At 65.1% G+C, this 19434-nt stretch carries 18 protein-coding genes and 1 pseudogene; 9 read left to right on the forward strand and 10 right to left on the reverse strand.

The features are described 5' to 3' along the window. The first annotated feature begins 84 nt into the window (after nucleotides 1-84). The 5 genes from AB3147_RS13950 (at nucleotide 85) to AB3147_RS13970 (ending at nucleotide 6361) form a co-directional block, all read left to right on the forward strand. On the forward strand, nucleotides 85-1083 hold the full coding sequence (locus AB3147_RS13950; RefSeq protein WP_367353537.1) for an HAD family hydrolase: 999 nt from the start codon (nucleotides 85-87) through the stop codon (nucleotides 1081-1083). A gap of 133 nt (nucleotides 1084-1216) precedes the next feature. Next, a complete protein-coding gene (locus AB3147_RS13955) occupies nucleotides 1217-1717 on the forward strand; it encodes a sigma-70 family RNA polymerase sigma factor (protein ID WP_218343839.1) in 501 nt (166 codons plus the stop codon). 3 nt (nucleotides 1718-1720) lie between these two features. Then, a complete protein-coding gene (locus tag AB3147_RS13960; RefSeq protein WP_367352174.1) occupies nucleotides 1721-2701 on the forward strand; it encodes a FecR domain-containing protein in 981 nt (326 codons plus the stop codon). 112 nt (nucleotides 2702-2813) lie between these two features. After that, nucleotides 2814-5213: a TonB-dependent siderophore receptor gene (locus AB3147_RS13965; protein ID WP_367352175.1), complete on the forward strand. Its 2400-nt coding sequence runs from the start codon at nucleotides 2814-2816 to the stop codon at nucleotides 5211-5213. Further along, a complete protein-coding gene (locus AB3147_RS13970; RefSeq protein ID WP_367352176.1) occupies nucleotides 5213-6361 on the forward strand; it encodes a PepSY-associated TM helix domain-containing protein in 1149 nt (382 codons plus the stop codon). The genes AB3147_RS13965 and AB3147_RS13970 overlap by 1 nt, the downstream gene beginning before the upstream one ends. Here the strand turns inward: AB3147_RS13970 and AB3147_RS13975 are convergent. The 4 genes and pseudogenes from AB3147_RS13975 to AB3147_RS13990 all read right to left on the reverse strand — a co-directional run. Continuing rightward, nucleotides 6324-6464, reverse strand: a pseudogene (locus AB3147_RS13975) (arsenate reductase); the annotation flags it as partial. The gene AB3147_RS13970 and the pseudogene AB3147_RS13975 sit on opposite strands and share 38 nt — an antisense overlap. Beyond that, nucleotides 6461-7540, reverse strand: coding sequence for an ACR3 family arsenite efflux transporter (arsB, locus tag AB3147_RS13980; protein WP_367352177.1), 1080 nt, complete (start codon nucleotides 7538-7540; stop codon nucleotides 6461-6463). The gene arsB and the pseudogene AB3147_RS13975, both read right to left, overlap by 4 nt. Before the next feature lie 39 nt (nucleotides 7541-7579). Continuing rightward, the gene (locus AB3147_RS13985) at nucleotides 7580-7906 is read right to left on the reverse strand and encodes an ArsR/SmtB family transcription factor (RefSeq protein WP_175136491.1); all 327 of its coding nucleotides are present in this window, start codon (nucleotides 7904-7906) and stop codon (nucleotides 7580-7582) included. A gap of 80 nt (nucleotides 7907-7986) precedes the next feature. Beyond that, nucleotides 7987-8883, reverse strand: coding sequence for a LysR substrate-binding domain-containing protein (locus AB3147_RS13990; RefSeq protein WP_218343852.1), 897 nt, complete (start codon nucleotides 8881-8883; stop codon nucleotides 7987-7989). Nucleotides 8884-9161: 278 nt separating this feature from the next. Here AB3147_RS13990 and AB3147_RS13995 point away from each other — a divergent pair, with 278 nt between their 5' ends. The 3 genes from AB3147_RS13995 (at nucleotide 9162) to AB3147_RS14005 (ending at nucleotide 11695) form a co-directional block, all read left to right on the forward strand. After that, nucleotides 9162-9947 (forward strand): SDR family oxidoreductase, encoded by a 786-nt coding sequence (locus tag AB3147_RS13995; protein WP_367352178.1) that lies wholly within the window; start codon nucleotides 9162-9164, stop codon nucleotides 9945-9947. A 42-nt stretch (nucleotides 9948-9989) separates the two neighbouring features. Continuing rightward, nucleotides 9990-10925, forward strand: a complete 936-nt coding sequence (locus AB3147_RS14000; protein ID WP_367352179.1) for a dihydrodipicolinate synthase family protein — start codon at nucleotides 9990-9992, stop codon at nucleotides 10923-10925. A 65-nt stretch (nucleotides 10926-10990) separates the two neighbouring features. Further along, on the forward strand, nucleotides 10991-11695 hold the full coding sequence (locus AB3147_RS14005) for a ribonuclease activity regulator RraA (RefSeq protein ID WP_367352180.1): 705 nt from the start codon (nucleotides 10991-10993) through the stop codon (nucleotides 11693-11695). Between the two features lie 68 nt (nucleotides 11696-11763). Here AB3147_RS14005 and AB3147_RS14010 read toward each other — a convergent pair whose 3' ends face one another. The 5 genes from AB3147_RS14010 to AB3147_RS14030 all read right to left on the reverse strand — a co-directional run bounded on the left by AB3147_RS14010 (nucleotide 11764) and on the right by AB3147_RS14030 (nucleotide 17324). After that, complete coding sequence (locus AB3147_RS14010; protein ID WP_367352181.1) at nucleotides 11764-12489, reverse strand: type 1 glutamine amidotransferase; 726 nt, start codon at nucleotides 12487-12489, stop codon at nucleotides 11764-11766. Nucleotides 12490-12684: 195 nt separating this feature from the next. Next, nucleotides 12685-14139: an N-acyl-D-amino-acid deacylase family protein gene (locus tag AB3147_RS14015; protein WP_367352182.1), complete on the reverse strand. Its 1455-nt coding sequence runs from the start codon at nucleotides 14137-14139 to the stop codon at nucleotides 12685-12687. Nucleotides 14140-14144: 5 nt separating this feature from the next. Continuing rightward, entirely contained in the window at nucleotides 14145-15131 is a 987-nt protein-coding gene (locus AB3147_RS14020; protein WP_367352183.1) for a Bug family tripartite tricarboxylate transporter substrate binding protein, read from the reverse strand. A 139-nt stretch (nucleotides 15132-15270) separates the two neighbouring features. Beyond that, nucleotides 15271-16299 (reverse strand): threonine ammonia-lyase, encoded by a 1029-nt coding sequence (locus tag AB3147_RS14025; protein ID WP_367352184.1) that lies wholly within the window; start codon nucleotides 16297-16299, stop codon nucleotides 15271-15273. A gap of 35 nt (nucleotides 16300-16334) precedes the next feature. Then, nucleotides 16335-17324, reverse strand: coding sequence for an N-carbamoyl-D-amino-acid hydrolase (locus AB3147_RS14030; RefSeq protein ID WP_367352185.1), 990 nt, complete (start codon nucleotides 17322-17324; stop codon nucleotides 16335-16337). Nucleotides 17325-17617: 293 nt separating this feature from the next. Here AB3147_RS14030 and AB3147_RS14035 point away from each other — a divergent pair, with 293 nt between their 5' ends. Further along, on the forward strand, nucleotides 17618-18556 hold the full coding sequence (locus AB3147_RS14035) for a LysR family transcriptional regulator (protein WP_218343879.1): 939 nt from the start codon (nucleotides 17618-17620) through the stop codon (nucleotides 18554-18556). Here AB3147_RS14035 and AB3147_RS14040 read toward each other — a convergent pair. Further along, nucleotides 18550-19389: a LamB/YcsF family protein gene (locus AB3147_RS14040; protein WP_367352186.1), complete on the reverse strand. Its 840-nt coding sequence runs from the start codon at nucleotides 19387-19389 to the stop codon at nucleotides 18550-18552. The two genes, AB3147_RS14035 and AB3147_RS14040, sit on opposite strands and share 7 nt — an antisense overlap. Nucleotides 19390-19434: the final 45 nt, after the last annotated feature.

Genomic DNA, 19434 nt, shown 5'->3' on the forward strand with positions numbered 1-19434 from the left:
GGGGAAATCGTTCAAAGGATGTCACCACCGCGCCATGCGCGCGCTCGGGAGATCGTCATGCAAGCTTCGATTGAATATCGCTCCATGCGGCGGCTGGCCTGGATGTGGCTCTGCATCGTGTATCTGCTGGCCGGCTGCGCCGCGTCCGACCGCCAGAAGCAGGCGGAGCTGGCGTCCTGGACCGACGGGCCATCCCGTGTGGCCATCGTCGCGTTCGTGAAGGCAGTCACCGAACCGGGCAGCCCGGACTTCGTGCCCGAGGAAGATCGTATCGCCGTGTTCGACAACGACGGCACGCTGTGGAGCGAAAAGCCGATCTACTTCCAGGTAATGTTCTCGATGGACGAGATCCACGCGCTGGCGCCATCGCATCCGGACTGGGCCACGCGTCAGCCGTTCATGGCGGTGCTGCAGAACGATCATGCCGAGGTGGCCAAGTCCGGCGAGCGCGGCATGATGGAAATCGTGTTGGCGACCAACACCGGCATGCCCGTCGCGCAATACACGCAGCGCGTCGATCAGTGGCTGCAAACCGCGCGCCATCCGCGCACCAAACTGCCGTACGACAGCATGACGTACGTGCCGATGCGGGAGCTGCTGGATTACCTGCGCGCGCGCGGCTTCAAGACCTACATCGTGTCGGGTGGCGAAACCGAGTTCATGCGGGCCTGGACGCAGAAGGCCTACGGCATCCCGCCGGAACAGGTCATCGGCACGGCGTTCGGCAGCGAATTCGTGGCAAGCGGCGACGGGTACGCGCTGATGCGGTTGCCGAAGCTGGACTTCAACGACGACGGCCCCGGCAAACCCGTGGCCATCCAGCGTCACATCGGCAAGCGTCCCATACTGGCCTTCGGCAACTCGGACGGCGACCTGCAGATGCTGCAATGGACCACCGCCGGGCCGGGCAAGCGCTTTGGCGGCATCATTCACCACACCGACGCCAAGCGCGAATGGGCCTACGACCGGGATTCGAGCGTCGGCCGTCTGGACAAGGCCCTGGACGCGGCGCGGGCCACTGGATGGACGGTCGTCGATATGGAGAAGGAGTGGAAGCGGATCTACGCGCAGGATTGGCAGTGAGTGCGGGGTGACGCCGCGCGGCAACACATGTTGCGAACAATTCTTGGTATCATTTGGCGGTTCTCGCCGCTTGACCGCTTTCCCGGCAGGCGGCTTTTCCGTGTCATCGCGCTGCTTGCCGGGGCGTTTGAGCATGTCCAACCCCCTCCAGCCGATCCAGCTTCTCTGCGAAACCCATTACGAATGGCTCTGCCAATGGTGGCGGCGTCAGCTTGGCCACGGCGATGAGGCATCGGATTTCGCGCATGACACCTTTCTGCGCGTGCTGCGCAATCCCGAAGAAGTCCGCACCCTGCGGCAGCCTCGCGCCTACCTGACCACCATCGCACGAGGCCTGCTGAACGACCATTGGCGCCGCCGTTCGCTCGAGCGCGCCTGGCTGCAGGCCATTGCAGAGATTCCGCCCGAGATGGAGGCGTCGCCGGAGATGCTGGTGGGCGTGCAGCAGGCGCTGCAGCAACTGGACCGCATGCTGGCCAATCTGGCCCCTCAGGCGCGCGAAGTGTTTGTGCTGTCGCAACTGGAAGGCCTGACGTACGTGGAGATCGCGGCGCGCACCGGACTCAGTGATCGCACGGTGAAGCGATACATGGCCCAGGGCTTTGAGGTCTGCCTGACCCTGCTGGAGCATTGATTCATGGCCGCCGCCGAATCCAAGCCTCTTGACGCCGCAATCATCCGCGAGGCGGCGCGTTGGCTGGTGCGTTTGCATTCGGGCGAGGCGGGGCCAGCGGATCACGCCGCCTTCGAACGCTGGCGCGCGGGCAGCCCGGACCGCGAACTCGCGTGGCAACGGGCGCAGCGCCTGACGCAACAGTTCAACGCCGTGCCGGCCGCGCTGGGGGTGCCGCTGCTGACGCGCGAGCCGCGGGTCAGCCGGCGCACAGTGCTGCGTACGTTGGCGGCGATGGGTTTCGCGGCGCCGGCTGCGGCATGGCTGGGATACCGCGTCCACTACGGGCAGGAGGGCGCGTACCGCACGGCAGTGGGCGAAAGCCACGACCTGATGCTGGCCGACGGCAGCCAGGTGCTGCTCAATACCGCTACGGGCATGGACGTGCGCTATTCCGACGCCGCCCGCGTGGTGCAGTTGCGGTCTGGCGAAGTCTATGTGCGTACGGCGGCCGACAAGGCGGTTCGTCCGTTTTATGTCGAAACGCCGCAGGGACGTCTGCAAGCCCTGGGCACACGGTTCGTCGTCCGGCAACTGGACGGCCGCGACGCCATGACTGAATTGACCGTGCTCGAGCACCGGGTCGCCGTCACCCTTGCGAACGGGGGATCGGCGCGGATCTTCAACGCCGGCGAGTCCGTGCGCTTCACGGCCGGGGCTTTCCTGCAAAGCGACCTCCCGGCGGGCGCGCGTCAACCGTCTGGAGTTGCACCGGGGTGGACGCGCGGTGTGATCGAGGCCGACTACATACGGCTGGACGCATTGCTGGCCGAAGTGTCGCGCTACCGGCAGGGCGTGGTCCGCTGCGATCCCGAAGTGGCGGGCTTGCGCTTGTCGGGCGTGTTCCGCCTGCACGACACCGATGCGCTGCTGGCTGTCGTGGCCAACACGCTGGATCTACGCGTGGTGACGCGGACGTCGTACTGGGTGACCCTGACTAGATAAACGCTTTCGACGCCGTTTCACTTATTTACAACTACCTTTCTGCCCGCGTGTCCCTTTTGTCCCGGCTCATCCGGCATACCGCACATTGATGACCTGAACGGGATGTGATCACGTGGCACTTCAAACCCCATCGCCCGCGCGCAGCGCAACGCGCGTCCTGCGCCTGGCCGCATTGAGCCTGAGCCTGACTGCCGCCTTTGGCGCTTCGCCGTATGCGGTGGCCCAACCGGTGCTGCAAGCCGGCACGCAGGACTACCGCATTCCGGCGGGTCCGCTGGACCAGGCGCTTTCCGCCTTCGCCAAGGCGGGGGGCATTACGGTGTCGTTCCGTCCGGAAGACACCGGCCGCCTGACGACGCAGGGCCTCAACGGCAGCTACGCGGTGGACGCCGGTCTGGCCAAGCTGCTCGCTGGCACCGGACTGGTGGCCGAGGCGCAAGGCGGGCAGGGCTATGTCGTGCGAGCGCCGGCGGCGTCAGCGGCAAAGGCTTCCGCGCCGGCCGCCGTGCCCGCCGCCAGCGCCAGCACGCTGGAGTCCATCCAGGTCAGCGGCGACTGGCTGGGCACCGGCCTTGAAAACAGCGTGCAGACCTTTGGCGGAGCGCGCACGCTGCTGCGCCGCGACGAAATCCAGAACAGCGGCGCCACCAGCGTGGCGGACGCGTTGCGCCGCGTGCCTGGCGTGCAGATCAGCGGCAGCACCAGCGCCACGGGCAGCTCGGTAGGCCTGCATGTGGGCATCCGGGGCTTGAACCCGCGCAACTCTTTCCGCACGACGATGCTGCTGGACGGCATCCCGATGGCGATGGCGCCTTACGGCCAACCGAATCTGGTCATGTCCCCGACCAGTCTGGGCAACATCGAGGCCATCGACGTGGTGCGGGGCGGCGGGGCCGTGCGCTACGGCCCGCAGAACGTCGGCGGCGTCATCAACTTCAAGACCCGCGCGATTCCCAACACGCCCGGCCTGACCGCCGAAGCCTCGGCGCGCTACAACATCTTCAGCCACGGCGGCACGAACACCCAATACACCGGCTTCCTGGGCACGCAGTTCGACAACGGCCTGGGTGTGGCCCTGATGTATTCCGGCATGGACGGCGAGCAATGGCGCGACGGCAGCGACGACCGCTACAACGACGTCGCGTTGAAATGGCGCTTTGCGCTGACGCCCGCGTCGGAGATCTACGGCAAGTTCGCGCATTACGACGTCAAATCGATGACGGCCGGCGGCCTGACCGTCGCCCAGTATCGGGACGATCCCTTCCAGAACACGCACCCGACCGATTACTGGAAAGGGCAGCGGGACCAGGTTGATATCGGCTATCTGAATTCGATTTCAGATACGCAGGAGTTCGAGGCGCGCGTCTATCACTACGACAGCTCGCGGCAGAGTTCGCTGATCAATTCCGCCGCGAACCGCAATGACTACCAACCGCGCAACAACCAGGTGCTGGGTATCGAACCGCGCTACACGCAGCGCATCGAATGGGGGCCGACGACGCATGACGTCACCATCGGCTACCGTTATATCCACGAAACCGGCCAGGACCGGCGCTATTCCGAGTCGCTGACGACCGGCCAGCGCGTGGGTGTGCAGCAGGTCTTCGACAACGAGACCGAAGCGCACTCCGTTTACCTGGACGACCGCATCGCCTACGGCAACTGGCGCATCACACCGGGCGTGCGCTACGAGCGCATCGACACCCACCGCCAGCCGAGCGGCACCACCAACGACACGCCGTTCGACATGCGCAACAGCCGCGGGTTGCCTTCGCTGAACGTGGCGTACCTGGTCAATGACGCGCTGACGCTCTACACCAACTACAACACGTCGTTTGGCGCGGTCCAGTACACGCAGCTCAACTCCATGTCCGCGACCAATCCGCTAAGCCCCGAGATCGCGAAGACGGTCGAGGCCGGCCTGCGCTACACGGGCGAGCAACTGCACACGGAATTCACGGTGTTCGATCTGCGCTTCGACAACCAGATTCTGTCGATTCCCGGCACGAACCCGGCCGTCTTCCGTAATCTGGGCGCCACGACGCACAATGGCGTCGAGTTCGCCATCGACTATGACTTCGACCGCTCCGGGCCGCTTGCCGGCCTGAACGTCTACGCCAACTACACGTACGTGCGAGCCATTCAGAAATCCGGCGAATTCGAAGGCAACGACGTGCCGTTCTATTCGCGCCAGACCGGTACGGTGGGCGGCCGGTATACGCGCAACAACTGGACGTTCAACTTGTTCACCACGGCGCAAAGCAGCCAATACTCGGACACCGCCAACACGGGGCCTGAGAATGCGGACGCGACCAATGGCCGTGTGCCTGGCTTCAGCGTCTGGAACACGCAACTGGCGTACAAGGTGCCGCAATGGCGCGGCAGCGAGCTGGCGGTGGGGGTGAACAACCTGTTTGATCGCCGCTACTACACGCGCAACGTCGACACCAACGGCGGCCGCATGGTGGGCGCGCCGCGCATGGTCTACCTGCAGGCGCGACTGGCGTATTGATGCCTCGGCGCGTCTGGTTGGCCTGCCATCGCTGGGTCGCGCTCGTCCTGGGCGGAATTCTGATTCTGTCCGGGTTGACGGGCGCCTTGCTCGTGGCCGCGCGGCCGCTGGATCGGATGTTGCATCCGGCTTATTTCGTTGCGGAAAGCCCGCCGGATGGTGGCGCCGTGCCGTTGGAAACCGTGCGGCGCAATCTGGTGGCCGCATTTGGCCCAGATGCCTCGTTGACGTTCGATCCTCCCCGCAAGGCGGGTGACACGTTGCAGGTGCGGGTGCGCGCCGCCTGGCGGGGCACCGTCTATCTGGACCCGTCGAGCGGCCGAGAGCAGGGCAGGCGGGCAGAGGACGAGGGCGTTACCGCGGTCCTTTTTCAGCTGCACAGCGCGTTGATGCTGGGGCAGACCGGCAAGGCGGTGCTGGCGTGGGCCGCGTTGGCGTATCTTGTGCTGATGGTGTCCGGGCTGGTGCTCTGGTGGCCGCGCAAATGGCCCCCATCGCTGCGCATGGTATTCGACAAGGGAACGTTGCGCGCGCTGTTTGATGTCCATCGTCAGGGCGGGGCGATTCTGGCGACTTTCCTGACGGTGTCGGTGGCGACGGGGGCTTACCTGGCGTGGCGTCCGATCGGCGGGTGGATCACTGCGGCCACCGGGCAGGCTCGCGTGGTCGCGCCTAAGCTTCCGGGGCTGGTGGCCGGGATGGCGGCGTCGCAGGATGGGATGCCCCGGCCGCCATCTCTGGACGCCTTTGCCGCGGCGGCCAGGAAAGCATTCCCGGACGGTGAGATCGGCTTCATTCTCTACACGCCCCACCTCGACCGGCCCATGGCTATTCGAATGCGCGTTCCAGACGATTCGCATCCCAACGGACGCTCCACCGTATGGCTGGATCCTCGGGACGGCAGGGTTCTGGCCGCGCACCGCTGGAACGACCTAGATCCGGGCACGCGGATCAACTCGGTGATCTATCCGTTGCATACAGGAGAGTTGGGCGGCCCCGCGGGTGAGATCGGCGTGGCGATGCTGGGACTCGGGTTGGCCACGCTGGGCATCAGCGGTTTGTGGTTGTGGTGGCGAAGAAGGTCGGATAACCACCGCAACACTTCAGCTGTCAGGCACCTTGGACGCGATTGCCGTTCGCGTCCATGACGGGGTCGCCGTCCTCCTTGTTGAGCGCGCCGCGTTGACGTTGCGGCAGGATATCCAGGACTGCTTCGGACGGCCGGCAAAGGCGGGTGCCAAGCGGCGTCAGTTGCGCGCGGCGCCGGCTTCGTACCAACACTTGCTCTGATTCACGATCCGCACGACGAGCAGCATGACGGGGACTTCGATCAGCACGCCGACCACCGTTGCCAGCGCCGCCCCGGACTGAAAGCCAAACAGGCTGATCGCAGCTGCGACCGCGAGTTCGAAGAAGTTGGACGCGCCGATCAGCGCAGACGGGCACGCGATGCTGTGCTTTTCACCGACGCGCCGGTTGAGCCAGTACGCCAGGCCGGAATTGAAGAACACCTGGATCAGAATGGGCACCGCCAACATCGCTATGACCAAGGGCTGCCCGATGATGGCTTCGCCCTGAAACGCGAACAGCAGCACCAGCGTCAGCAACAGGGCGGCCATCGAAAACGGACCGATCCGCGCCAACGCGGCATCGAACGCCGCCTGACTGCGCCGCAGTAACGCGCGGCGCCACACCTGCGCCAAAATGACCGGCACCACGATGTACAGCCCCACGGAAACCAGCAACGTGTCCCACGGCACGCTGATGGCCGACAGGCCGAGCAGCAGTCCGACTACGGGCGCGAAGGCAAACACCATGATGGTGTCGTTCAGCGCCACCTGAGACAGCGTGAAAACCGGGTCCCCGCCCGTCAGCCGGCTCCAGACGAACACCATTGCCGTGCACGGGGCGGCGGCGAGCAGGATCAGACCCGCGATGTAGCTGTCGAGCTGGTCGGCCGGCAGCCAGGCGGCGAAAACGTGGCGGATGAACAGCCAGCCCAGAAAGGCCATGGAGAACGGCTTGACTGCCCAATTGATGAACAGCGTCACGCCGATACCACGCCAGTGCTGCTTGACCTGACCCAGCGCGCCAAAGTCCACCTTCAGCAGCATCGGGATGATCATCACCCAGATCAGAATGCCGACCGGCAAATTGACCTGGGCGACTTCCATGCGACCGATGGCCTGGAAAACGCCGGGGGCCGCCTGGCCCAATGTCACGCCCAGGACGATACAGAGAACGACCCACAAGGTGAGATAGCGCTCGAAGACGCTCATGGAAGGGCGCTGGGGCGCCGGACGTGCGGCGGTTGCGGTGGAGTGCATGGGTTGCAGGAGAGAAGGGCGGTAAGTAGGGGGGCTGGGTCAGCAGGATTCGCACGCGCCGCGATCCGTGACTGCGCAAGGCGCGCCCGCGCAGCAGTGCTCGGTCAAATAGCCCAGCAGGCCGTTCATGCGGGAAAAGTCGGCGCGGTAGATCAGGTTGCGGCCCTGCTGCTCGATGGAGACCAGTCCCGCATGCGCCAGCTCTTTCAGATGGAATGACAACGTGTTGCGCGCCACGGCAAGCTGGTCGGCAAGCACGCTGGGGGTCAGGCCTTCTTGTCCGGCGACGACCAGGGCGCGGAACACGCGCAGGCGTTGGGCATGGGCCAAGGCGGCGAGGGCGAGCACGGCATGTTCTTCATTCATGCGCCGGATAATACAACGATTGTTGAATTATTGAATAGCGGCGAATGCGGATGCGGACCGCCCGAGATCAACGCGGGAATTCACCCCCCCGCGCTCTCATCCAGCAACCAATCCCGAAACGCCGCCACTGCCGGAATGGCCAACTTGTCTGGCGACGCCAGGAAAAAGTATCCCGCGCCCGTGCTGAATTCCTCATCCAATGCCGGCGCCAGCACGCCTTGCCGTAACTCATCCTCCACCAGGAAGGTCGGCAACAGGCCAACGCCCAAGCCCGACGCCACCGCCTGGATCAGGTGCGTGGTCAGTTCAAACTGCGCGCCCCAGCGCATCGAGCGCACGGGCAGGCCGTGGGCTTCGAACCAGCGTTGCCACACGGCCGGCCTGGCCGCGACTTGCAGCAGCACGTGCTGGATGAGGTCTGCGGGCCTGCGGATGGTCTGGCGCGCGGCGATGTCGGGGCTGATGACCGGGATGACCTGTTCATTCATCAGCCGATGCGGGACCAGTCCCGGCCAGTCGCCATCGCCCACGGCAATGACGGCGTCGATGCCGGCCAGATCCAGGTCGAAGCGGGTCACGCGCGAATGCAGGTGAACCAGAATGCCGGGATGGCGCGCATAGAAGCGGTGCAGCCTGGGCATCAGCCACTTGGCCGTAAACGTGGGCAACGCGGCCAGGTGGAAGGCGCCTCGGCCGGTGCGGTGTGAAATGGCCTGAAGCGATGCGCTGCGGATGCGCTGCAGGGCGGCGGCCAGTTCTTTCTGGTATCCCGTGCCCGCCTCGGTCAGCACAATCCGCCGCTTTTCCCGGCGAAAGAGCGCGACTTCCAGAAGATCTTCCAGCGCCTGCACCTGCCGGCTGACGGCGCTTTGCGTCAGCGCAAGCTCGGTCGCCGCTCGCGTAAAGCTCAGATGGCGGGCGCTGGCTTCAAAGGCCAACAGCAGGGACATGGAGGGGGTGAGGCGGCGCGGGTTCATTCAATGCGTGCATGAAAATGGTGGCCCCAATATAGCGGAATTGCCCGCGCCCACAGCTTGCACGCTGGGAGACGCATACCTTGCAACTGCCAAATCATTCATAAACCGAATGATCTATCCAACAATTTTCCGTTTTTCCGCGACGCGCTTTGGCAAGAAAATGAGGTCTACAGGGCGCACCTTGCGATCCGTCAGGCGCAGGGTGGCGCGACGCGGTCAAGATAGGCCGGCCAGCGCTCAGCGCTGACTGATCAAGCTTTTTTCGTACGGAGGTAAAGATGGATTTGGGTATCAAAGACAAGACGGCGCTGGTGTTGGGCGGCGGCGGTGGCCTGGGCAGCGCCATTGCACAGTCGCTGGCGCGCGAAGGCGCCAAGGTGGTCGTCGCCGATCTGAACCTTGACGCTGCAACGGCCACCGCCGACGGCATCAAGGCCCAGGGCCTGTCTGCCTTTGTCCTGCAATGGGATCTGCGTGCATTGGACGCCTTTGACAGCCAGGTGGCGTGGATCGAGGCCAATGTGGGTCCTGTCGATATCCTGGTCAACAACACCGGTGGCCCGCCGCCCACGCCGTCTTTCGGACAGCAGGCCGATCTTTGGCGCGAGCATTTTGAAGGCATGGTGCTGTCTGTCATCAAGCTGACTGATCGCATCCTGCCGGGCATGCGGGAACGGCAGTGGGGCCGCATCATCACCAGCACCTCGTCGGGCGTGATTGCGCCGATTCCGAATCTGGGCATCTCCAACGCGCTGCGCATGTCGCTGGTGGGGTGGTCCAAGACGCTGGCGCGCGAAGTGGGCAAGGACGGCGTCACGTCGAACATCGTGCTGCCGGGCCGTATTGCGACGGCGCGCATCTCTTTTCTGGACGAAGCCCGGGCCAAGCGCGAAGGGCGCAGCGTAGAGGACGTCAGCCGCGAAAGCACCAGCGCCATTCCGATGGGCCGTTACGGTGACCCGCAGGAATACGGCGATGCGGTTGCGTTCCTGGCCAGCTCGCGGGCCAGCTACATCACCGGATCGACGATCCGGGTGGACGGCGGCCTCATCGCAAGCATCTAAGGCCTGACGCCTGACTCAAACAACTTCTTGAAGAAACAGACCATGAAACTGACTGCTGACGCGAAAGGCGTATATCCCATCGCCCCGACGCCGTTCTTTGACGATGGTTCCGTCGACCACGCCTCGATCGACCGCATGATGGAGTTCTACCTGGATTGCGGCTCGACCGGCCTGACCGTATTGGGCCAACTGGGCGAAGCGCCCAAACTGGACTTCGCGGAATCCCTGGAAATCGCCTCGCAGGTGATCGGCAAATCGCAGGGCATTCCCATCGTGGTGGGCGTGTCGGCGCCCGGCTTCGCCTCCATGCGTTCGCTCACGCGCGAGGTGATGGACCGCGGCGCGGCCGGCGTCATGATCGCGCCGCCCAACACCTTGCGCACCGACGATCAGATCGTCAACTACTACCACCAGGCAGTGGAGGCCATCGGCGACGACGTTCCGTTTGTGCTGCAGGACTATCCGCTGACGTTCTCGGTGCAGATGGCGCCCACGGTCATCCGGCGGATCGTGACCGATCTGGCCTCGTGCGTCATGCTCAAGCACGAAGACTGGCCGGGCCTGGAGAAGATCTCGGCGCTGCGCCGCTTTGAAGCCGAAGGCGCCATGCGGCATATCTCGATCCTGTGCGGCAACAACGGCCTGTTCCTGGACTACGAAATGGCGCGCGGCGCCGACGGCGCCAACACCGGATACTGCTTTCCGGACATGCTGTGCGATTTCGTCAAATGGGTAGGCGAGGGCAGGACCGAAGAGGCGCATGATCTGTTCGATGCGCATCTGCCCCTGCTGCGCTACGAACAGCAGCCGGGTGTCGGCCTGGCCGTGCGCAAATACGTGATGATGCGCCGGGGCATCCTGACCAGTGCGGCGCAACGCCGGCCGGGTGCTGCGCTGACCAACCAGGCGCGGACCGAGGTCGATCATCTGTTGGCGCGCCTGGGCAAGCGCGACGCGCGCGCGCGGGATCTGGTTTAAGGCATCTGCCGCATCGAGTTCGGGCGCGCTGAGCGCCCATTCTGATTTCACAGGGAGAAAAACCCATGACTGTTTCGGACGAGGTTCATTTCAAGGCGCTGTCCGGCGTCACGACGGCAACACTGACCACGATTCTGCTCAAGAAAGGGCTGCGCAACGTCTGGATCCGCGGCGCCTTTCCGTTGGCGCAAGGCCTCGAACGCATCGTCGGCCGCGCGTTCACGGTGCGCTTCGTGCCCGCCCGCGAAGACCTGGCCACGCCAGAATCATGGTCCTCGCCCAAATCCAGCCGCGGCGCGATCGAGCAGATGCCCTCTGGCTGCATCGCGGTGGTCGACGCCATGGGCGTGAAAGACGCCGGCATCTGGGGCGACATCCTGTGCGCCCGCATGGCCAAGCGCGGCGTTGCGGGCCTGGTGACCGACGGCGTCGTGCGCGATCTGGCCGGTGTGCTGGGCACCAAGCTGCCCGTCTGGGCGAGCGGTGCTGCCGCGCCTCCCTCGGTGGCCGGCCTGACGTTCGTGGATTGGCAGCAGCCCGTCGCCTGCGGCGGCGTGGCCGTTTTTCCCGATGACGTGATCGTTGCCGACCAGGACGGCGCCGTCGTCATCCCGGCCGCGCTGCTGGCCGACGTGGTTGACGCCGCCGTCGAGCAGGAACGTTTTGAAGGCTGGATCATGGACGAGGTCAACAATGGCGCCGTGCTGCCGGGCCTGTACCCGCCGAACGAAACCAACAAGGCGAAATACGAGGCGTCCAAGAAGCGCTGACCCTCGGTGAAAGCAAAAGGCGATGCCGGGAAATCTGGCATCGCCTTTTTTGTTCCGGCCGGTGTCGATCAGGTCCGCGCGCGCTCGCCGATGGTGGCCACAAATGCGCGGGCGATCCGCGCGCCGGCCTCGTCGGCGTCGGCGGCAAAGCGGGCCCGGTCCTCGGCCGCCTGGGTCTCCAGCCAGCCCGGCGCAATGCGATTGACCCGGTCGGGATTGGCGCGCGTCCAGTCGTGAACCACGTCGCCACTGGCTTCAAAGTGGAATTGCAGGCCGTAAGTTGCCCGTCCCACGCGGAAACACTGATTCTGGACCATTTCGGATCGGGCCAGAAGGAGGGCGGACGGGGGCAGGGTGTAGGTGTCCACGTGCCACTGGAAACTGGTGAAGCCGTCCTGCAATTCGGCAAACAGCGGATCGGCGCGCCCATCGTCCGTCACGGTCAGCGGCGTCCAGGAAAATTCCCGCGCCACCCCCAACAGGTTGTCGGCCCCGTAAGCGCGGGCCAGCACCTGCGCACCTAAGCAGATGCCCAGCACGGACTTGCCGGCGTCGCCAAATGTGCGCATCAGCGCGACGAGTTTGGGCAGGTAAGGATAAAGATCATCGTCCTGCGCACTCGGCCAGCCGCCGGGAACGATCAGGGCGTCGAAATCGTCAAAGGCAACGTCGCCAAGACCGTCGCGATAGACGCGGAACCAGGTGATGTCGGCCTGGGCTTCATTCAGCGCGCTCAGCAGAAGGCCGAGCTGCGTGTTCTCCATGGTTTCGATGATGGCGACGCGCGGGGTCATGGGGTCTGGATGGGGATGGGTTGGGAAGGCTTGGCGCGCATCTTATCTGATGGCTGCGTGGTGACGGGACGAAAACGGCCATTTCGCACTTTACATAATACACATTATGCGTAATTCGTCTGACCAAGAGAGACCTCCTTGAGGACCCACTTGGCCCCGGTGCAATCAGCCGGACAAATCGCCGGCCGTGCACGTTTAGTGTCCCGGCCGAATCACCTTGCCACCGCGCGCGCCGGTGGCGCCTCCCGCCTGCCACGCGACGCTGCCGTTGACCAACACGTAGTCGATCCCCACCGCCTGGCTCGTCGGCGACGACCACGTTGCGGTGTCGGCAATGGTCTCTGCATCGAATACGACCAGATCAGCCGCGTAGTCCGCCGCGATGCGGCCCCGTTGCGGCAGACGGAAGTGTGCAGCGGGCTTGCCCGTCATCTTGTGCACGGCCTGCTCCAGCGTGAACAATCCGACGTCGCGGCAGTAATGGCCCAGGACCCGCGGGAACGTGCCCCACAGGCGCGGATGCGGCGCGGGATCGTGCGGCATGCCATCCGAGCCGATCATGGTGCCCGGGTACGCCAGGATGCGCTGGACGTCCGTCTCGTCCATGATGAAGTAGATCGCGCCAGCCGGCTGCAGCGCATCGACCGCGTCCTCCGGGCTCAGACCCATATCAAGCGCGATGTCGTCCAGATCGCGTCCTGCGTACTGGGGATATGGCACCGACTTGGTCACGATGACGCGGCTGGACACCGCCAGGCGGTCTTTGCGCAGGATGGTGGATCCTGCAACGTAGGGATAGCAATCCAGCGCCACCTTCTGCCCCTGCCCCGCTTTGTCGATGTGCGCAAGCGTTTGAACCGAGCGGCCATGATTGCGTGGACCGATCAGCTTGTGATGCGAGATCAGGACGGGCGCATCGCCGGCGGCGCCCACGGCGAAGGCCTCATCCAGCGCGGCGAAGATGCGGTCGCCCTCGTCGCGGATATGGCTGGCGTAAAGCCCGCGATGCTCGCGCAGCACGCTGGCAACAGCCATCAGTTCATCCAACGTGGCTGGCATGGCCGCAGGATATGCAGTGCCGGTCGACAGGCCGATCGCGCCGCTCTCCATGGCTTCGCGAAGCAAGGCCTGCATGTGTTCGATCTCGGCCGCCGTCGCGGGGCGGTTCAGGTCGGCCATCGCGGCGGCGCGCAGCGACGTGTGTCCCACCAGACAAGCCGCATTCACGGCGGGCGGATGCCGGTCCAGGTTTTCCAGGTAGGCGCCGAAGGTCTCGTACGGGAAGTCGGCCAACTCGTTGCCCAGCAGGTTGATCGGCGCCGGCACCTCGTCTCGCCAACCCGGACGCCACGGTGCCTGGCTGATGCCGCAGTTGCCGGTCACGACCGTGGTGACGCCCTGGCTCAGCTTGGCGGGCATGCCGGGATCCATCGACAGGTAGCGGTCGTCGTGGGTGTGCGTATCGATGAAGCCGGGCGACACGATCCGGCCGCCCGCCTCCAGCACCTGATCGGCGGTGGCGCCGTCCAGGTCGCCGACGGCCGCAATCCGGCCGCCGCGCAGGCCCACATCGGCCCGGACGCGGTCAGCGCCCGTTCCATCAATTACCGTGCCTCCACGGATCAGCAGGTCGTAGCGTTCGTCGTTCATAAGGTTCAGTCAATCTTGACGTTGGCTTGCTGGATTACCTGAGCCCAGACCGGGCGCTCCGCATGCGCACGCTCAAAGAGCTGCTGGCGCGGGCCGATGTTCGGCACATAGGCCATGCTCTTGAGCTTTTCTTGCACGCCGGGGGATTGCAGGGCCTTGTTGAAGGCGGCGTTCAGAAAGTCCAGCACCTTCGGATCGGTGCCCGCCGGCGCCACATACCCGGTCCAGGCCACCGCACGGTAGCCCTTCAGACCCTGCTCATCCAGCGTCGCCAGATTGGGCATCGACGGATCGCGCTGAAGATCGGTGACGGCCAGCGGCACGACCTTGCCCTGCTCCACGAAACCCGCGATGGACGAAATGTTGTCGAACACCAGGTCGGCTTCGCCGCGCAGCACGGCCAGGTCCGCCTCGACACCGCCCTTGTACGGCACATGCATGAATTCCACGCCCGCCATCGTGCCGAACATGGCTGCGCTCAAGTGGCCGGTGGTGCCGTTGCCGCCCGAGGCGACGACCAGCTTGCCCGGGTCTTTCTTGGCCATGGCGATCAGCTCGGCGACGCTCTTGATGTTCAAGCCGGGGCGCACGGCCAGCAGATTCTGCACCGAGCCCGTCAGCGCGACAGGCGCCAACTGCTTGTCGGCGTCGTACTGCAGCTTGGCGTAGAGGCTTTGATTGATGGCAAGCGTAGCGACGTTGGCAAACCCAATCGTGTAGCCATCTGGCGCGGCGTTCGCCACCGCTTGGGTGCCGATGATGCCCGACGCGCCGGTGCGGTTCTGCACCACGAAGTTGCCGCCCGTCTGCTTGGCCATTTCCGCAGCCAGCAGGCGCGACACCAGGTCGGGCGTGGTGCCGGTATTGAACGGCACGACGATCGTGACCGGATGTTCGGGATAAGCGGCCTGCGCGGCGGACGCCGCCATCAAGGTAAATGCTGCGCTCGCGGCCGCGAGCCAGCGCTTGGCGCTGCTTTGATACGTGGACATGGTTTTCTTCCTTGGACTGTTATAGGTGTATCCGCGCGGGCTCTGCGTCCCGCGTGGGTTGTGCAAGGCGCCTGATGGGCGCCCTTACTGCTCGGCAGGCCTGAAAGGGTCCCGCCGTTCCGGACTGCGGCGCGAGCGCTCAGTCCAGGGCGATCTGACGCAAAAGCGGTAGATCGATGTTTCCGCCTGAGAGCACGATGACCGCATCGCGGCCGTCGGCCGACAGCTTTCCCGCCAGCAACGCGGCAAGCGCAACCGCCCCACCCGGCTCGATCACCAGGCGCAGTTCTTCGAGCGCGAAACGGATGGCGGCGGCGACTTCGTCGTCGCTCACGGACACGGCAGCGCTCAGGGACCGGCTGTTGATCGCATAGGGCAGTTCGGCCGGCGTCGCAGCCTGCAGCGCGTCGCACAAGGTCTTGGCGCCCGCCGGATTGGTTTCACGCTTGCCGGAGGCCAGCGACCGCACCGTGTCGTCGAATTCGAGGGGCTCCACGGCCACCATCCGGGCTTGTGGCGCAAGCTCGCGCAACACCAGTGAACAGCCTGCCGCCATGCCTCCGCCGCCGCACGGCGTTGCGAACAGCCCCAGGTTTGCAAGCGCTGCGGCGGGCAGGTCCTGCAGGGCTTCCAGCGCCAGCGTGCCCTGGGCTGCCAGCACGTCGGGATGGTCGCCGGGCGGCAGCAGCGTGGCGCCGGTTTCGGCCAGGAGACGCATGCCAATCTCTTCGCGGCTTTCGCGAGTGCGGTCGTAGCGCACGACCCTGGCGCCATGGCGCAGCGCCTTGTCCACCTTGTTTTCCGGCGCGTCGACCGGCATCACGATGGTGGCGGGAACGCGCAGGCAGCGGCTGGCCCACGCGACAGCCTGGCCGTGATTGCCGGTCGAATACGCCACCACGCCACGCTCGCGTTGGGCTGGCTCCATGTTCAGCAAGGCATTGAACGCGCCTCGGGCCTTGAAGGAACCCGTCACCTGGAGGTTTTCCAGCTTCAGCCAGACTGGCGCCTGCGCAAGTTCATCAAGGACTGGCGAGCGCAACAGCATGGTGCGCCGCACGTGGGGCGCCAGCCGCTGGGCGGCGGCCGTTACGTCGGCGTATTCCGGCACGCGCAGGGTGCCGAGCATTTCGTGTTCGATGGTCGTAGGCAGGGGCATCGCGGTCATGAGGCTATCCAGCAAGGAAGAAGAATTCGGACGAATCAGGCGGACGGCGTCCAGACGGCGGGCGCGACGCTGCCGGTCTGCTCGATCAGCCGGCCATAGGCTTCGGGACGGCGATGCTTGGCGAAGTTGAAGACCGTGCTGCGGCCTAGTTCGCACAAATCCAGGTCGCAGTCGGCAACGATCAGCTCGTCGTCCCACGTCGCAGCCATCGCGATGATTTCGCCCTGCGGATTGACGATGATGGAATGGCCCAACAACTCATGGCCGTCCTCGGTGCCGGCCTTGGCGACGGCCGCGGCAAAGGTGGCGTTCTGGTAGCAGCCGGCCTGGATGGACAGATGCGAATGCAGCACCCTCAGGTGGTGCGCCTCAAATCCGCGATTGTCCTGGTTCCGGCTGGGCGTGTTGTAGCCCAGCATCACCAGTTCGACCTGTTGCAGGCCTAGCACGCGCCAGGCTTCCGGCCAACGCCGGTCATTGCAGATCAGCATGCCCAGATTGGCGTCGACACCTGCTGCGACCGGCGCGCGCACGACGGGAAAGCCCAGGTTGCCCACTTCGAAGTAGCGCTTTTCCAGATGCTGGACCTGGCGATGCTCGGCAAACTCGGCGTGGCCGGGCAAATGGACCTTGCGGTACTTGAACACGATTTCGCCGTTTGGCGCGATCACGACAGACGTGTTGAACCGGCGCTTGCGCACCACGCCCTGCTCGTCCGGTTCCCAGGCCAGTTCGGCGTAGCCGAGGTAAACCATCAAGCCGTAGCGCTTGATGGCGTTGAACAGAGGCTGCGTGGCGGGCGATGGCAGGTTGGGTTCAAACCACGCGTCGGCCTCGTCCAGGTCCTCGCAGTACCAGCGGGGAAAGAAGGTCGTCAGCGCCAGCTCCGGGAACACCACGACCTGGGCGCCGCGCTGATGCGCGCGCTCCATCAGCCGGATCATGCGGCCGATCGCAACATCGCGACCTTCGGAACGTTGGATCGGACCCAATTGGGCGGCAGCGACGGTGACGATGCGGGACATGGAAAAATCCTGAGGTGGGTTGCGATATGGCTTGCAGCATGACGCGGCGGCAGCGGCGCGCAAAGACGGCCCGCCCAGCGAAATGACCCGTCCAGCGTTCTCTCCCAAGACCCGCCGAGCCTTGAAAACAAACGGTTTTGCGCGCAACCCCGGCCTTGCGGACCGGCGCGGGGACTGTGCATTTAGTTATGGGGTGCGCGCAAAAGGTCATGGCGGAGCCGTTGTGTGCGCGCAGCGGCGCTTCCCCGACATAAAATGGCCGGCAACGCGTTCCCGTCCACGAGTGCTTCCTTATGTCCGGCCCCCTTCCCTCTGCGCCCGGAGCGCTGACGCTTCGCCAGATCGAGGTCTTTCACGCCGTGATGCTGACCGGCTCGCTCAGCGAAGCGGGTCGCATGCTCTCCGTGACGCAACCCGCCGTGAGCCGGCTGCTCGCCTCGGCCGAAAACCGTTTGCGCTACCGGCTGTTCGAGCGCGTCAAGGGGCGTCTGCATCCCACTCCCGAGGCGCGCCGCCTCTTTGTCGAGGCCGAAGAGATCTTCGGCCGCGTCAATCGCTTCAACGATCTGGCGGGCGCGCTGGGCGCGGGTTCGGCTGGCGCCGTAAGCCTCGTTTCCAGCCCCAGCTTCAGCGAATGGCTCATCCCTCACGCGATCCAGAAGTTTCGCGAACGGCATCCCGATACGCCCATCCGCTACCGCCCGCTGGCCTTCGACGCGCTGCTGCCGCACCTGTTGCTGGGACAGGCCGATTTCGGTATCGCCTCGATGCCCCCGCCGGTGAACGCTAATATCGTCAGCGAGGAGATCGGCCAAGGGTGGCTGGGGTGCGCAGTGCCGCGCGGTCATCCGCTGGCGGTGCGCAGCCGGCTGCGGGCCGAAGACCTGCAAGGCCATCTGCTTATTGGCTATGGCGCAGACACGCCGTTCGGACGTCTGGCCAGCCGGTTCCTCCATTCAGGAGCGGCGTCAGTGCACCCGCAGATCGAAATACGTTCCACGCCCGAAGCGCTGTCGCTGGTGCGCCAGGGGGTGGGCGTGGCGCTGATTGAGTCGTTCGGCTATCACCCCAGCTTCCGCAAAGACTTCATCCTGCTGCCGACCGATCCCGCGCTCAGCCATGCCATTCATCTGCTGCATTCGGCCAGCAGCCCGCTATCCAACACGGCGAAGCGTTTCGCGACCGTGCTGAAGACGCTGATCCGGCAAGCGCAAAAAGACGCGCCCTACTGAAAGTCCAGCTGCGAAATCGGCCGCAGGCGCACGCCCTCTTCCAGCAACGCATCGCGCACCGCGCGCGCAATCTCCACGCCTTGCGGGTTGTCACCGTGCACGCAGATCGTGTGCACCGGCATCTCGACCACCCTGCCCCCCACTGTGCGGATTGCCTGTTCTCGCACCATGCGCAGCGCCTGCGCAGCCGCCGCGGCCGGATCGTGGATGACGGCGCCCGGCTCGCTGCGCGGCAGTGTAAGCCCGTTGTCGCCATAGAGACGATCGGCGAAGACCTCGCAGGCCACGCGGATGCCCGCCCGGCGCGCTGCGCGCTCGGTTTCGTTGTGCGGCGTGCAGACGAGCACCAGTTCCGGATCGAGCATGCGCATCGCCCAGGTCAGCGCCTCGGAAAGCGCGCGGTCCTCGAACGCCAGCGTGGCCAATGCGCCGTGCACTTTCACGTGCGTCACGCGATGCCCGGCCGCGCGAGCCATGCCCTGCATTGCGGCGATCTGATACGCGAGCATGTCGCCGATGGCCTGCGGGCTGTCGCCGACGATCTTGCGCCGTCCAAATCCCCAGAGGTCGTTGAAGCCCGGATGGGCGCCCACGTCGATGCCCCGCTTTAGGGCGGATGCTGCGGTTTGGTGCATCACGGATGCATCACCACCGTGAAAACCGCAGGCAACGTTGGCCGACGTGATGAGATCCAGCATGGCCTCGTCGGCACCGATCTTATAGTGACCGAAGCTCTCTCCCAGGTCGGAATTGAGGTCTACATCGTGCATCTGAAGGACTCCGAGAAAAGGCGAATTTGAATGTTTGGCATACCGTTGGCATGCAAATTGCATGCCAACGACTTGCCGAGGCGAAATGCCCTGGATCGGGGCGAGTCT

This window comes from Achromobacter animicus (assembly GCF_040775605.1).
GTDB lineage: Bacteria > Pseudomonadota > Gammaproteobacteria > Burkholderiales > Burkholderiaceae_B > Achromobacter > Achromobacter animicus.